The organism is Kribbella sp. NPDC055110 (assembly GCF_053607525.1).
Window position 1 is genome coordinate 1 of sequence record NZ_JBSGTS010000021.1, and the last position, 13,055, is coordinate 13,055.

Sequence of the window (13,055 nt, forward strand, 5' to 3'; positions counted from 1 at the left end):
GGACTGGAGACAGCAGGTGGTGGGGGGAGGCAGGGAATGTCGGGTTGCAGGTCTCCACGGTCTGTCGTGAGTCTCCGGATGCCGCCGCTGACGCCCACACATCTGACCGGAGCGCCGGATAACCCCTGGTGTGGGAGGTTCTCCGCTCGTATGCCAGGGGAGAACCCACAACGCCCGGGGATATCTCCCGGCGTGAGCTCAGCTAGTGCGTGACGCTTCCAGGGCGAGGAGGAGTTCGGCGACGGCGCGTGGGTCGGTGAGTGTGCGGCCGGTGCGTTCTTCGATGCGGTGGAGGCGGTGCCGGACGGTGTTGGGGTGGCAGTAGAGGTACTCGCCCGTTTCGGTGGCTGAGCCGTTGTGGGTCGACCACGCGGCGAGGGTGTCGAGCAGGACCTCACGGTCGTCCGGCGCGAGGTCGTCGAGTCCTCCGAGTACCTTGTGGACGAAGTACTGCATCACGTCCGGCGCCGCGACCGCCGCCATCGTCAGCGGTGACTCCTCGAACAACGTGACCGGCGAGTCCGCGGTCGACCCCGCGAGCGCGACCCGGGCGAACCGGACCGCCTGACCGGTCCCGTCGAGTTCGTCGTACGGCGGACTGACACCGACCCGCCCCGTCGCGGACCGGCTGAGCAGGTCGACGAGTACGCCGAGACGTGCGGGCGGCACGGACACGACGCCGATCTGCAGCTCGGGCAGCAACCGCCAGGCCGACGCGATACCGACCGATCGCAGCCGCTCCTCCGCCGCAGTCACCGCCTGCCGCCCGACCTCGGGCACCTCGGCCGCGACGACCACGAACGGGCCCTTGTACGGCAGCCGCAACAACTCGGCCGCCTCCCAGACCGTTCGCCCGCCGGGCATCCGGCCTTCGAGCAGCGCTTCCACGAGCGCCGAACGCTCTTGGTCCTGCGAAAGCATCCGTCGCGACTGCACGTCGCGGTACGCGTCCGTCATCGCGTCGGTGTACGACGACTGCACCTGCCACAACCGGCTCGACGCCAGCACCACGACCTGGTCGGTCATCCCGGCCGCAGCCGCCTCGGACAGCACCGCGTCCCACAGGTAGCGGGTCCCTACTCGGTACGCCGCCATCACGTCGGCCAGCGGTGCGCCCTGCTCGGCCCGCTCACGTCCCGTCTCACGCGCCGACACCGGGTCGGAGCCGTCGTTGCCGGCCAGCGATTCGAGCATGAACTTGAAGTTCGCCCCGCACGACGCGCGCAACACGTCCGGCGGGACCAGCCCGCCGACCCGGTAGAACTCGACCTCGGACTCGATCCGGGACGCCATCGCCTCGATCAGCTCGGCGGCGCGGGCGTGCATCCGGTCGACCAGTTCGTCCAGCGGACCTTCGGCGGCGGCGCTCATCTTCGGAGCATAGGACGTTGTTCGCGCCCACACCCGCAGCGCCGTCACGTTGGCCGACGCCCCATCGCCTTCGGGCAGGCCCCGCCGGATCGTGGAACCACAGCAACCCACCACCCCGGAGCCGCACCATGACGAACCTCAGCCTCAACCTCTCCGAGTCCGCGGCCATGTACCCGGACCACCCCGCGATCCGCCTGGACGACGACGTCCTGAGCTACACGGCCCTCGACGACGCGGCCTCCCGCGTGGCAACGCTGCTCCAGGAGTACGGCGTACAGCCCGGCGACCGGGTCGGGCTGATGCTGCCGAACGTCCCCGAGTTCGCCATCATCTTCTACGGCATCCTCCGGGCCGGTGCCGTCGCCGTACCGATGAACCCGCTGCTGAAGCGGCGTGAGGTCGAGTACTACCTCGGCGACTCCGGCGCCCGGGTGCTGTTCGCCTGGCACGAGGTCGCCGACGAGGCCGAGGCCGGCGCGAAGGCCGCCGGCTCCGAACTGGCGCCGGTCGCTCCGCAGGAGTTCCGCGAGCTCGTCGCCGAGCGCCGCCCGCTGGTGAACCCGGCCAGCCGGGACGCCGACGACACGGCGGTGATCCTCTACACCTCCGGCACCACCGGACGGCCGAAGGGCGCCGAACTGACGCACGCCGGCCTGAACACCAACCAGGCCGTCACCGCGCGGACGCTGGTCCTGCTCGGCCCGGACGACGTGGTGATGGGCTGCCTGCCGCTGTTCCACGTGTTCGGCCTGACCTGCGGCCTCAACTCCGCGATCGCCAACGGCTCCACCCTCACCCTGATCCCCCGCTTCACCCCCGCCAAGGCCCTCGAGGTGATCCAGCGCGACCGCGTCACGGTCTTCGAAGGCGTTCCGACCATGTACGCCGCGATGCTCGGCGTCCCCGATCGGGAGCAGTACGACGTGAGCACGCTGCGCACCTGCATCTCGGGTGGGGCCGCGCTGCCGGTCGAGGTACTGCGCGGGTTCGAGGAAGCGTTCGGCTGCATCATCCTCGAGGGCTACGGACTGTCCGAGACCTCCCCGGTCGCGTCGTTCAACCACCCGGACGCGGTCCGCAAGCCGGGGTCGATCGGTACGCCGATCGAGGGCGTCCGGATGCGAGTGGTCGACGACAAGCGGCAACCGGTGCAGCCTGGTGAGATCGGTGAGATCCAGATCGGCGGCCACAACGTGATGAAGTCCTACTGGAACAAGCCCGAGGAGACCGCGGCGACCATCGACGCCGACGGCTGGCTCAGCACCGGCGACATGGCCCGGCAGGACGAGGACGGCTACTTCTTCATCGTCGACCGGAAGAAGGACCTGCTGATCCGCGGCGGCTACAACGTCTACCCGCGCGAGGTCGAGGAGGTGCTGTACGAGCATCCGGCCGTCGCCGAGGCGGCCGTGGTCGGCATCCCGCACCCGTCGCTCGGCGAGGAGATCGGCGCCGCCGTCGCTCTCAAGGAGGGTACGACGGCGACACCCGAGGAACTGCGCGACTTCGTGAAGGGCCGGATCGCGGCGTACAAGTACCCGCGCGCGGTCTGGATCGTCGACGAGCTGCCGAAGGGTCCGACCGGCAAGATCCAGCGGCGCGACGTCGTCGTACCGGAAGGGACACTGCGATGACTACGACTGCCGACGAACTTGCTGCCCCGCTCGACCTGCTGCTGACCAGCGCGGCGATCGGCCCGCTGCGCCGGTTCACCCCGAACGCGGCCTGGGCCCGGATGGCGGCCGGTCTGGCCGCCCGGCCGCGGACGCTCGGGCACCGGGCGGCCCACCTGGCCGGGGAACTCGGCGAGATCGCGATCGGTCACTCCGACCGGGCCGCGTCCCGCCGGGACCGCCGGTTCACCGACCCCGCGTGGACGCAGAACCCGATCCTGCGCCGGATCGTCCAGGCTTACCTGGCCGCCGCCGAGACTGCCGCCGCGCTGCCCTCCGACGCCGGCCTCGACTGGCGCGACACGCAACGGATGACCTTCGTCCTCGACAACCTCGTCGAGGCGCTTGCCCCGAGCAACAACCCGGTGCTGAACCCGTCGGCCTGGAAGGCGCTGATCGACACCGCCGGCCTGAGCTCGATCGTGGGCGCCCGGAACCTGGTCCGCGATCTGTCGACCGCGCCGCGGGTGCCGAGCATGGTCGAGGCGACAGCCTTCGAGGTCGGCAAGACGGTTGCCGTCACCCCCGGTGCGGTGGTGTTCCACAACGAGGTCCTGGAGCTGATCCAGTACACGCCGCAGACGCCGAAGGTCCGCACCGTTCCGTTGCTGATCGTCCCGCCGGTGATCAACAAGTACTACGTCGTCGATCTCGCGCCGGGCCGGAGCATGGTCGAGTACTTCGTCCAGCAAGGCCAGCAGGTGTTCACGATCTCGTGGCGGAACCCCGACGCGCGGCACCGCGACTGGGACCTGGACACGTACGGCGGCGCGATCCTGACCGCAATGGACGCCGTACAACGGATCTGCCGGACCGACAGCACGCATCTGTTCGCGACCTGCTCCGGCGGGATCCTGGCCTCGATGCTGCTCGGCCACCTCGCCGACCGCGGCGAACTCGACCGGGTCGCGAGCTTCACGCTCGCGGTCTCGGTGCTCGACCAGAGCCGCGCCGGACTCGCGTCGGCCGCCATGGACGAGCGAATGGCCGCCGCAGCGATCGCGCTGTCCGCCTCGAGGGGCTTCCTGGACGGACGCGCGCTGGCCGAGGTGTTCGCCTGGCTGCGGCCGACCGATCTGATCTGGAGCTACTGGGTCAACAACTACCTGCAGGGCCGTCCGCCGGCCGCGTTCGACGTACTGTTCTGGAACGCCGACACCACCCGGATGACCGCCGCCCTGCACCGCGGGTTCGTCGAGCAGGCGATGTCGAACTCGCTCACCGAGCCGGGTGCGGCGACGATGCTCGGCTCGCCGGTCGACCTGGGCAAGGTCACCACGCCGTCGTACGTCATCGCAGGAATCTCTGATCACATCTGCCCGTGGCAGTCCTGCTACCGCAGTACGCAACTGCTCGGTGGCGAGACCCGGTTCGTGCTGTCGACGGCCGGTCACATCGCGTCGATGGTCAATCCGCCGACCAACCCGAAAGCGACGTTCCAGGTCAACGACACGAACCCGCAGGACCCCGACGAGTGGTTGCGCACAGCAACAACTGAACAGGGCTCCTGGTGGCCGGACTACATCGGCTGGCTCGGTTCGCGCAGTGGACGGATGAAGGTCGCGCCGAAGCACCTCGGCGGTGGCGGACTGGAGCCGTTGGAAGAAGCCCCTGGCAGCTACGTGCGGGAGTCGTGACGTGGAGACCCTGACCGCCGGCGGCCGCCTGCTCCGGTACGACGTGACTCCTGGCGATCCCCGTCAGACGCCGCTGCTGATGTGCTGTGGCATCGGCGCCGGCTTCGAGGTCCTGCAGCCCGTCGTCGACGTACTGCGGGACCGGACGGTGATCCGCTTCGACGTACCGGGTGTCGGCGGCTCGCGGAGCGGTCTGCTCCCGGACGGCATCCCCCGGATGGCGTGGATGGTCGACCGGATGCTGACCCAGCTCGGGTACGACCAGGTCGACGTACTCGGACTGTCGTGGGGTGGAGCGCTTGCCCAGCAACTCGCGGCCCAGCACCGGCGGCGGGTCCGCCGGCTGGTCCTGGTCAGCACCGGCACCGGAGTCCTAATGGTGCCCGGCAAACCGACCACGCTGCTGCGCATGCTCACGCCACGACGCTTCAGCGACCCCGGGTACGCCGCCGGCGTCGCCGGTCTCCTGTACGGCGGGACCGCGCGGAAACACGCGGGCGACATCCTCGCGGTCTTCAAGAACCAGGTCAGCGCGGGATCGATGCGCGGCTACGTGTACCAGCTGCTCGCGGGCGCCTGCTGGACCAGCCTCCCGTTCCTCGGCCTGATCCGGCAGCCGACGCTCGTTCTCACCGGAGACGACGACCCGATCATCCCGGTCGTCAACGGACGCATCCTGGCCCGGCTGATCCCGCACGCCGAACTGCACATCTACAACGGCGGGCATGTCGAGCTCGTCACCGAGGCACCGACGCTGGTGCCCGTCATCACCCGCTTCCTGTCCCGCTGAGGGGGATCCATCATGACCACGGACCCGATCGACTTCTACGGCCTCGAACTCCTGCTGAACGACGAAGAGCGCTCTCTGCTGCACGCCGTCCGTGATTTCGGCGACAAGCAAGTGGCGCCGATCATCAACGACTACTGGACCCGCGCGGCGTTCCCGTTCGAGCTGCTCCCGGCGCTGCGCGACCTGAACATCGTCGGTACGCCGTACACCGGCTACGGCTGCCCCGGCCGGAGCTTCCTGCTGGACGGCCTGATCGCGATGGAACTCAGTACGGCGGACCCGTCGATCGCGACGTTCTTCGGGGTGCACAGCGGACTCTCGATGGGCTCGATCTATCTGTGCGGCTCCGAGGAACAGAAACAGCGATGGCTGCCCGCGATGGCGCGGCTGGAGCTGATCGGGGCGTTCGGGCTGACCGAACCCGACGTCGGGTCGGGGGCCTCGCGCGGTCTGCAGACGACGGCTCGGCGCGACGGCGACACGTGGGTGTTGAACGGTCAGAAGAAGTGGATCGGCAACGCCACGTTCTCCGACCTGACCGTGATCTGGGCCCGCGATGTCGAGGACGGGCAGGTCAAGGGTTTCGTGGTCGAGAAGGACACACCCGGGTTCACTACGTCGAAGCTCGAGGACAAGATGGCGCTCCGCGTCGTACAGAACGCGCTGATCACGCTCTCCGACGTACGCGTGCCGGAGGCGAACCGGCTGGCCGGCGCGAACTCGTTCCGGGACACCGCGAAGGTGCTGTTGATGACACGCGCCGGAGTCGCCTGGATGTCGGTCGGCTGCGCGCGGGGTGCGTACCGGCACGCGCTCGCCTACGCCCGCGACCGCGAGCAGTTCGGACGACCGATCGCAGCCTTCCAGCTCGTGCAGGACCTCCTCGTCCGGATGCTCGCCAACACCACCGCGTCGGCAACGCTCTGCGCGCGGCTCTCGCAACTCCAGGACGGCGGAGTCGCGTACGACGAACATGCGTCGCTCGCGAAGATGTTCTGCACCATGCGGATGCGCGAGACCGTCGGCTACGCGCGCGAACTGCTGGGCGGCAACGGGATCCTGCTCGAACACAACGTCGGCCGGTACGTCGCCGACGCCGAGGCCATCTACTCCTACGAGGGAACCCGCGAGATGAACACGCTGATCGTCGGACGCTCGATCACCGGGCACTCGGCCTTCGCATAACGTGTGGTCAGAGTGATCCGGAGAGCCAGGACCACGCGACCTCGAACTTCTTCTCCAGCCGAACCCGCACCGCCTCGGCGACCAGCTGCTCGAGGCGGGTCCCGACGACCGGGACGGAAGCCGTCACCTGCAGATCGAACGCCTGCGTAGTACCGCGTCCGTCCGGAACGATCCGCGTCGTACCCGTCAGCCTCACCGGCACACCGGCGAGCGACCCGTCGACCTCGGCCAGCCGCCCACCGTCGACATCGGGCCGATGCCAGCGCTTCGACTGCTCCAGTTCGAGCGTGTGCCCGACGAACCTACGTGCCACGACCGGTACGTCGATCACCTGTGTCTGCCAGTGCAACTGCACCGCGAGGTCGTCACCGTCATCGCCCACCACCACGTCGTACGACTGCGCCTGCAACCGCTGAAACACCTGCTCCTGAAACGTGACATCGGTGATCATCGCAAACACTTCCTCCGGAGAGGCGTCGTACGACGTCGCAAGAGACAGATCCATAAGCCCATCTTGCACCGCCCCCCACCCCCCAACCCCGCCCCCTGCAGCATCCGGCCTCCGCCCTCACAGAGCCAAGCGCATCCGAAGCTTGGGAGGCGCCACGTCAACCACTCGAAAGCCAAGGCGTTCGTACAACGCACGCGCACGGTTCAGCTCCAGCACGTGCAACTCGACGGCACCTGCACCCGACGCACGAGCGCGATCGAGGAGCCCGCGCAACAACGTCGTACCGATGCCGCCGCCCTGCACCTCCGGGGCGATCTCGATCCGGGAGATGTAGAACGTGTCGGCACCGGTCATTGCCGCCTGCACCATTCCGGCCCGCCGTCCGCCGACCAGGACGATCTCGACGGTCTCCGGCGCGAACCACCTGCGGTGGAACTCCCGTTGTACGTCGTCGTCCCATGGACCCCAGGTCGCCTCGATGGCTTCGCCCAAGCTGCGGCGGTGCAGGTCGTACAGGAACTCGTCGTCGGCGGCGGTGGCCGGCCGGAGCTGAACGTCTTCCATGACTCTCACACCGTTGCTTCAAGCAACTACCTGGGTGAACCGGTCTACCTTGCCGGCCGGGTCCAGAATACTGAGTTTCGGACACAGAGCGGATAGGTGGTGACACGGTGGGCGACTTTCGGTAACCTTTTCGTGATGTTCACCGCGTAGCTGACTGAGAACGGGGCTTAGGAAGCGCATGGCCATCAACAACTTCGCACCGGGCGGTGCGTAACCGACACATGTCCAGACACACCGCCGCATCTGTCGCAGTTTCCGACCATCTCGACGACGAGGACGACCTGATCCGGCTCGCGCAAGCGGGTGACGGAGCGGCCTTCGGGCGGCTCTACGATCGGTACCTGCCGTCGATCTACCGCTACACCTACAGCAAGACCTCGTCCCGCAGTGCGGCCGAGGATCTGACCAGCGAGACGTTCCTGCGGGCGTTCCGCGCGATCGCCCGTCGGCCGCGAGCCCACCTGAACTTCGCGGCCTGGCTGGTCACCATCGCCCGGAACGTGGTGATCGACCATCACCGCTCCGGCTGGAGCCGGCTGGCGATCGTCACCGACGAGGTCGACCCGCAGGTCGACGAGTCGATGGGACCCGAGCAGGCCGCGCTGGCGTCGGTGAGCGAGGCGTCGCTGCGCGGCGCAATCTCGCTGCTGCCGGACGACCAGCGCGAGTGCCTGCTGCTGCGGTTCTTCGCGGGTCTCTCGATCAGCGAGACCGCGGCGGCGATGGATCGCACCGACGGGGCCGTCAAGCAGCTGCAGTTCCGCGCGACCAACCGGCTGCGCCGAATCCTTGACTGAGAACCCGCCACCTGAGAACCGGCTGAGTGACCTGTTCGTGAAGGCAGGCAAAACACGCGACGGAGTCCTTGCGCCGTCTCCTACCTTCCGGTAGGAAAGGGCGGGTGCCATTCGGCTCACGACCGCCCCGTCGTACAGCTTGGTTCAGTACCGGGCGGTCGACAACTCATATCTCACGGGGAGATATCGCATGAGCAGTCCTTACGACGAGCAGAACAACGAGAGCCAGTACGGCGAGCAGGGTGGTCGGGAGGATTCCGGCAACAGCAACAGCTACGGCTCCGGTGACGACTCGAACCGCGGCGGCAACGACTTCGGCCAGGATTCCAGCGGAGGGGAATCCGGCAACGAGTCGGGCAGCGACTTCGGTCAGCGCGAAGAGTCGGGCAGTGACTTCGGTCAGCGTGAAGAGTCCGGCGGCGACTACGGTCAGCGCGAGGAGTCCCGCAGCGACGAAGGATCGGGCGAGGAGTCCCGTGGGGGCAGCGACTACGGGCAGTCCGGTGACGGCAACGAGCGTTCGTCGGAGGGCGGCTACGGCTCCTCGAACGACGGCGACAGCAACGACAACAGCACCTACGGAAACTGATCGGGGATCACGAACATGGGCGTATTCGACAACATCAAGGACGCGGCCGAGGGCCTGAAGGACAAGGCGGCCGACCTGGTCGACGGTCACGGTGACAAGGTCGCCGAGGGTCTCGACAAGGCCGGCGACTTCGTCGACGAGAAGACCGGCGGCCAGTACGGCGACAAGATCGACCAGGGCGTCGGCGTCGCGAAGGACCAGCTCGACGGCCTCGACGGCCAGAACGACGACATCCCTGACAACCAGGGCTGATCACAAGCCTGCACACTGAGGCGGCCGTGGGACGTTCCCACGGCCGCCTCAGGCATTTTCATGCGCTGAAAGCTTGCACGGTCAGCGCGGCAAACCTCCGCGAAGCAGCCAACCGCCGAGCCGGGGTCGAGGCCTGCAGCCCTCGGTGCGCGGTGAGCATGATGACGAGATCACTCACCTCGAAATCCCGCCGCAGCCGCCCCCGCGCCTTCGCCCTCCGCGCCAAGGTGGCAACGGACTTCAACGTCAACTCGCGGCTCGCCGAACTGTCGACCGCCTCGGGGTACGTCGCCAGGAACGCATCCGTGAACCCTCGATTCCGGACGTGCAGCTCGCAGACCCGCTCGATCACCAGACAGAACCCCTGCCAGGGATCCGTCGCCGCGAGCCCCGCTTCGACGATCGCCTCGCAGGCATGGACCTGTTCGTCGAAGGCCGCGGTCGCCAGCGCCTGCTTCGTCGGGTAGCGGCGGTACAGCGTCGCCGGGCCGACACCGGCGTGCCGGGCGATCTCGCGCATCGGCACGGCCAGACCCTCGCTCGCGAACAGGGCTCGGGCCGACGCCAGGATCCGCTCACGGTTGTCCTCCGCGTCGGCGCGCAGTTTCTGAGGCAATCGATCCTTCACCGCTCTCACTCTAGCCAACCGGACGGGTGCGTCCACTTAGTCTCGGAACAGTCGAGGAGGAGTCGAGAGGAGATCGCACGTGAAGGCAGTGGTGATCAAGGCGTTCGGCGGTCCAGAAGTGCTGAGTGTCGTCGAGGTTCCGGCGCCGGTGCCCGGTGCAGGTGAGGTTCTGGTTGCGGTCGAGGCGATCGGGGTCGGGGGTGTTGACGCGTTGATCCGTAGCGGTTCCCTTGCTGCGTGGGGATTCCGTGAAGGTCTCGTACCAGGATCGGAGGTTGCCGGGACAGTGATTGCCGTCGGCCCCGACACGGACCATTCCTGGATCGGGCAACGGGTCTGGGCGTTCACAGGTCTTGGTGGCGGGTACGCCGAGCAGGCAGTCGCCGCGGTCGAGGACGTCGTACCGTTGCCGACCGGCCTGTCTGCGGCGGGCTCCGTGACGCTCGGGAGCTCAGGCGTGGTCGCGCATTTCGGCTTGCAGCACGCGCATTTCAGCCCCGGCCAGTCCGTTCTGGTGCGTGGTGCCGCCGGAAGCATCGGCATCCTCGCGGTCCACCTGGCCTCGCGGGGCGGTGCATCGGCGGTCGCGGTCACCACCTCGTCGGCGGCACGCGGTGAACTGTTGCGCGCGGTCGGCGCGACGCACGTTCTGGACCGGTCCGGGGCGGGTGACTCCACCGCTCCCCCGGCGTACGACGTGATCATCGACGTCGTGGCGGGGCCGGAGCTGCCGGTGTTCCTCGACAAGTTGCGTCCGAACGGCCGGCTCGTCGCCGTCGGCGCGATCGCGGGTCCACCACCGGCTGACCTCGGTACGGCGTTGATGGCCAACTTCCGCAGGTCGCTGTCCTTCGCGACCTTCAGCGCGGACACGGTAACCGCCGCAGAACGCCGTACCGTCAGAACCGAGCAGTTCGCCGCCGCGGCGGACGGCCGAATGCCGATGGTGATCCATGCGGAACTGCCGCTGGACGACGCCGGGCAGGCGCATCAGAGGATGCAGGACGGCGAGGTGTTCGGGCGGATCGTTCTGAGGCCGGTCTAGTCCTCGGGTTCGTCGGTGGTGGCCAGGGTAATCAGGTTTTCGGCGACTTGGGCGCAGCGTTCTTCGGCGCGGCCGCGGGACGTGCCGCTGTAGCGGAGGCGGGCTGTCGCGGTGAGCGGTTCGGAGCGGACCTCGATCAGTGCGCCGCCGGGGCGCGGTTGTACCTTGACCGCTACCTCGACCCAACCGCCCAATCCACTGCGCAGACGGACGACCAGCTCGCTCTCGGGGCGCCAACGCTCGACGACCGCGACGAGCAGCTGCCGATTGTGAGCATGGCGTGCGCGCGGCTCGCGGCCGTCGTCGCGCAGGATGACGCTTCCCACCTGCGGCCAGTTCGGTCCGGCGCGAAGCTCCGGCGGTACGGCGACCATCCAGTCCGCGAAGGTTTCCGCGTCCCGCAGGACCCCCATGACGGCATCGACGTCAACGGCACCGAACCGCCACGCCATCACCATCGAGTCTGCTTCCCGGTCGCCGACACGTACCCACGCCCGTGTCTACCAGCAAGCACGGGCGACCGAGCCCTCCAGCCGTTGTCGCGGAGGTCACATCAGCCGGCAACTTTTCGGGGGCGGCCGGATTCCAATGCGGTACGACGGAGGCTGGGGTGCCTCCGCGTCAAGGGGAGGACGATCCAGATGTTTCGTAAGACAGTAGGTCTGGCCTCGGCCGGCGTGCTCGCGTTCGGCCTCGGGGCGGCCATGGTGCCGTCGGCGCAGGCCAAGACCGCTGCACAGTCAGCATCCGACAGCACGACGGCAGCGTGCGCGTTGCGATTGGGCTCGGTGACGTCGACCGGCGCGTTCACCAGCCGGATGGTCAACGCCACCGCACCGATCACCATCGGCGGGGTCCGTGGGACGGCCGGGGTGTTCCCGGCGAACCAGGTCCAGCACATCAGCACGTTCACCGGCACGCCGCTCGGCAGCGGCGAGTCCCGGACCGGTCTGACCGTCATGGGCGGCGCGCTGTACTCCAGCTCGTTCGTCGTCGACGGCCAGAGCCAGCTCGACCCGCACTACCCGCACAACAACCTCCGGATCGGCGCCGGCTGGTCCAACTACCGCTGGATCGAGCAGTCGGTCCTGCGCCCGGCGAACGCCGGCGATCCGTCCCGCACACTGCTGTACGGCCAGCGCACCGACGGTGTGACGCAGCGCTGGATCTCCGAGGGCAGCGGCTGGCGCATCACCTCCGGTGTCGGCGGCCTGAGCACGGTCAAGGGGATTGCGCTGATCGGTCGTACGGCGACCTCGGAGACGTTCCTCGCCAACACCAGGTCCGGTGCGCTCGTCACCGTCACCTGGCCGACGAAGTACCTGGCCGCGCCGACCAGCAAGACGGTCCGCGGCACCACCTGGCAGGGCTTCGAGCAGCTGATCGCGACCAAGTGCGGCGCGAGCGGCACGCTGCTGCTCGGCATCGACAAGGAAACCAAGTCCGGTTACCTGTACGCCGTTGGTCACGCCAACGGAACGAGCACCGTGATCAAGAGTCTGGGCAAGGTCCCGCTGACCTTCTCCGACCCGCAGTACTTCCGGATCGCCCCGAAGTACGACGTCCTCAACGGCGGCTAGTCAACCAGCTGTACGTCGTTGGTCACGCCCTTGACCGCCTCCAACCGGGTCACCACGGCCTCGGCGCGGTCGCACTGATCGTGCGTCGCGGTACCGCTCAACGTGACCCAACCGTCCACGACGTTCGCGTCGACGGACTCCGGTACGCCGTCCTCCAGCGCCAGCGCCTGGAGGACGGCGCCCCGCAGATCGGCATCGTCCCGGGTCGCCGCGTCCAGTGCCGTGACCACCAGCTCGTTGTGTACGGCGGTGACGCCGTCGACCTGCAGTACGTCGTGCTCGGTCTGCTCCTTCTCGCGGTCACTCCCGACCGTCCCGCGCAACGTCACGACCCCGCCGTCGACCTCCGCCACGATCGCGACACTGTCCACCGTCTGATCGAAGAAGATCGCGGTGTTCACCGCGCCCTGCAGCTCGTCACTCATGATCAGCCACGCTATTCCTGGGGTGACGGGCCGGGCTGTGAAAGAGCACGAAGTCTGTCGGCGCGGAC

General features: G+C 68.2%; 15 protein-coding genes. 9 read left to right on the forward strand and 6 right to left on the reverse strand.

Annotated elements, in window-relative coordinates:
• Positions 1-198: 198 nt before the first annotated feature.
• Positions 199-1,371, reverse strand: a complete 1,173-nt coding sequence (locus ACWF0M_RS27590) for a PucR family transcriptional regulator (RefSeq protein WP_452238615.1) — start codon at positions 1,369-1,371, stop codon at positions 199-201.
• Positions 1,372-1,499: 128 nt separating this feature from the next.
• Here ACWF0M_RS27590 and ACWF0M_RS27595 point away from each other — a divergent pair, with 128 nt between their 5' ends.
• The 4 genes from ACWF0M_RS27595 to ACWF0M_RS27610 are packed head-to-tail and all read left to right on the forward strand — an operon-like array spanning position 1,500 to position 6,656.
• On the forward strand, positions 1,500-3,005 hold the full coding sequence (locus tag ACWF0M_RS27595) for a long-chain-fatty-acid--CoA ligase (protein ID WP_452238616.1): 1,506 nt from the start codon (positions 1,500-1,502) through the stop codon (positions 3,003-3,005).
• Positions 3,002-4,681 (forward strand): PHA/PHB synthase family protein, encoded by a 1,680-nt coding sequence (locus ACWF0M_RS27600; protein WP_452238617.1) that lies wholly within the window; start codon positions 3,002-3,004, stop codon positions 4,679-4,681. The genes ACWF0M_RS27595 and ACWF0M_RS27600 overlap by 4 nt, the downstream gene beginning before the upstream one ends.
• A 1-nt stretch (position 4,682) precedes the next feature.
• Entirely contained in the window at positions 4,683-5,471 is a 789-nt protein-coding gene (locus ACWF0M_RS27605; protein ID WP_452238618.1) for an alpha/beta fold hydrolase, read from the forward strand.
• Positions 5,472-5,483: 12 nt separating this feature from the next.
• Positions 5,484-6,656, forward strand: a complete 1,173-nt coding sequence (locus tag ACWF0M_RS27610; protein ID WP_452238619.1) for an acyl-CoA dehydrogenase family protein — start codon at positions 5,484-5,486, stop codon at positions 6,654-6,656.
• 7 nt (positions 6,657-6,663) lie between these two features.
• On the opposite strand, the gene ACWF0M_RS27615 is transcribed toward ACWF0M_RS27610, so the two are convergent.
• Complete coding sequence (locus tag ACWF0M_RS27615; RefSeq protein ID WP_452238620.1) at positions 6,664-7,161, reverse strand: DUF2505 domain-containing protein; 498 nt, start codon at positions 7,159-7,161, stop codon at positions 6,664-6,666.
• Between the two features lie 63 nt (positions 7,162-7,224).
• Positions 7,225-7,671 (reverse strand): GNAT family N-acetyltransferase, encoded by a 447-nt coding sequence (locus ACWF0M_RS27620; protein WP_452238621.1) that lies wholly within the window; start codon positions 7,669-7,671, stop codon positions 7,225-7,227.
• A 221-nt stretch (positions 7,672-7,892) separates the two neighbouring features.
• Here ACWF0M_RS27620 and ACWF0M_RS27625 point away from each other — a divergent pair, with 221 nt between their 5' ends.
• The 3 genes from ACWF0M_RS27625 to ACWF0M_RS27635 all read left to right on the forward strand — a co-directional run bounded on the left by ACWF0M_RS27625 (position 7,893) and on the right by ACWF0M_RS27635 (position 9,309).
• A complete protein-coding gene (locus ACWF0M_RS27625; protein ID WP_452238622.1) occupies positions 7,893-8,468 on the forward strand; it encodes a sigma-70 family RNA polymerase sigma factor in 576 nt (191 codons plus the stop codon).
• Between the two features lie 190 nt (positions 8,469-8,658).
• Positions 8,659-9,057 carry a hypothetical protein gene (locus ACWF0M_RS27630; RefSeq protein ID WP_452238623.1) on the forward strand — a complete coding sequence of 133 codons (399 nt, stop codon included), beginning with the start codon at positions 8,659-8,661 and terminating at the stop codon, positions 9,055-9,057.
• Between the two features lie 15 nt (positions 9,058-9,072).
• Positions 9,073-9,309 (forward strand): antitoxin, encoded by a 237-nt coding sequence (locus ACWF0M_RS27635; protein ID WP_452238624.1) that lies wholly within the window; start codon positions 9,073-9,075, stop codon positions 9,307-9,309.
• A 58-nt stretch (positions 9,310-9,367) separates the two neighbouring features.
• Here ACWF0M_RS27635 and ACWF0M_RS27640 read toward each other — a convergent pair whose 3' ends face one another.
• Positions 9,368-9,937 carry a TetR/AcrR family transcriptional regulator gene (locus tag ACWF0M_RS27640; RefSeq protein WP_452238625.1) on the reverse strand — a complete coding sequence of 190 codons (570 nt, stop codon included), beginning with the start codon at positions 9,935-9,937 and terminating at the stop codon, positions 9,368-9,370.
• A gap of 79 nt (positions 9,938-10,016) precedes the next feature.
• On the opposite strand from ACWF0M_RS27640, the gene ACWF0M_RS27645 reads away from it, so the two are divergent.
• The gene (locus ACWF0M_RS27645) at positions 10,017-10,982 is read left to right on the forward strand and encodes a zinc-binding dehydrogenase (RefSeq protein ID WP_452238626.1); all 966 of its coding nucleotides are present in this window, start codon (positions 10,017-10,019) and stop codon (positions 10,980-10,982) included.
• Here the strand turns inward: ACWF0M_RS27645 and ACWF0M_RS27650 are convergent.
• Positions 10,979-11,440: a hypothetical protein gene (locus tag ACWF0M_RS27650; protein ID WP_452238627.1), complete on the reverse strand. Its 462-nt coding sequence runs from the start codon at positions 11,438-11,440 to the stop codon at positions 10,979-10,981. The genes ACWF0M_RS27645 and ACWF0M_RS27650 overlap by 4 nt on opposite strands.
• A 183-nt stretch (positions 11,441-11,623) precedes the next feature.
• Between ACWF0M_RS27650 and ACWF0M_RS27655 the strand changes: the two genes are divergently transcribed.
• Entirely contained in the window at positions 11,624-12,562 is a 939-nt protein-coding gene (locus ACWF0M_RS27655; RefSeq protein ID WP_452238628.1) for a hypothetical protein, read from the forward strand.
• Here ACWF0M_RS27655 and ACWF0M_RS27660 read toward each other — a convergent pair.
• A complete protein-coding gene (locus ACWF0M_RS27660; RefSeq protein WP_452238629.1) occupies positions 12,559-12,987 on the reverse strand; it encodes a BON domain-containing protein in 429 nt (142 codons plus the stop codon). The genes ACWF0M_RS27655 and ACWF0M_RS27660 overlap by 4 nt on opposite strands.
• Positions 12,988-13,055: the final 68 nt, after the last annotated feature.

Excerpts from the sequence above, each read along its gene's own strand:
- ACWF0M_RS27650 (WP_452238627.1), bottom strand. The coding sequence starts at position 11,440 with ATGGTGATGGCGTGGCGGTTCGGTGCCGTTGACGTCGATGCCGTCATG.
- ACWF0M_RS27620 (WP_452238621.1), bottom strand. The coding sequence starts at position 7,671 with ATGGAAGACGTTCAGCTCCGGCCGGCCACCGCCGCCGACGACGAGTTC.
- ACWF0M_RS27615 (WP_452238620.1), bottom strand. The coding sequence starts at position 7,161 with ATGGATCTGTCTCTTGCGACGTCGTACGACGCCTCTCCGGAGGAAGTG.
- ACWF0M_RS27660 (WP_452238629.1), bottom strand. The coding sequence starts at position 12,987 with ATGAGTGACGAGCTGCAGGGCGCGGTGAACACCGCGATCTTCTTCGAT.
- ACWF0M_RS27630 (WP_452238623.1), top strand. The coding sequence starts at position 8,659 with ATGAGCAGTCCTTACGACGAGCAGAACAACGAGAGCCAGTACGGCGAG.
- ACWF0M_RS27600 (WP_452238617.1), top strand. The coding sequence starts at position 3,002 with ATGACTACGACTGCCGACGAACTTGCTGCCCCGCTCGACCTGCTGCTG.
- ACWF0M_RS27655 (WP_452238628.1), top strand. The coding sequence starts at position 11,624 with ATGTTTCGTAAGACAGTAGGTCTGGCCTCGGCCGGCGTGCTCGCGTTC.
- ACWF0M_RS27610 (WP_452238619.1), top strand. The coding sequence starts at position 5,484 with ATGACCACGGACCCGATCGACTTCTACGGCCTCGAACTCCTGCTGAAC.
- ACWF0M_RS27625 (WP_452238622.1), top strand. The coding sequence starts at position 7,893 with ATGTCCAGACACACCGCCGCATCTGTCGCAGTTTCCGACCATCTCGAC.
- ACWF0M_RS27635 (WP_452238624.1), top strand. The coding sequence starts at position 9,073 with ATGGGCGTATTCGACAACATCAAGGACGCGGCCGAGGGCCTGAAGGAC.
- ACWF0M_RS27595 (WP_452238616.1), top strand. The coding sequence starts at position 1,500 with ATGACGAACCTCAGCCTCAACCTCTCCGAGTCCGCGGCCATGTACCCG.
- ACWF0M_RS27590 (WP_452238615.1), bottom strand. The coding sequence starts at position 1,371 with ATGAGCGCCGCCGCCGAAGGTCCGCTGGACGAACTGGTCGACCGGATG.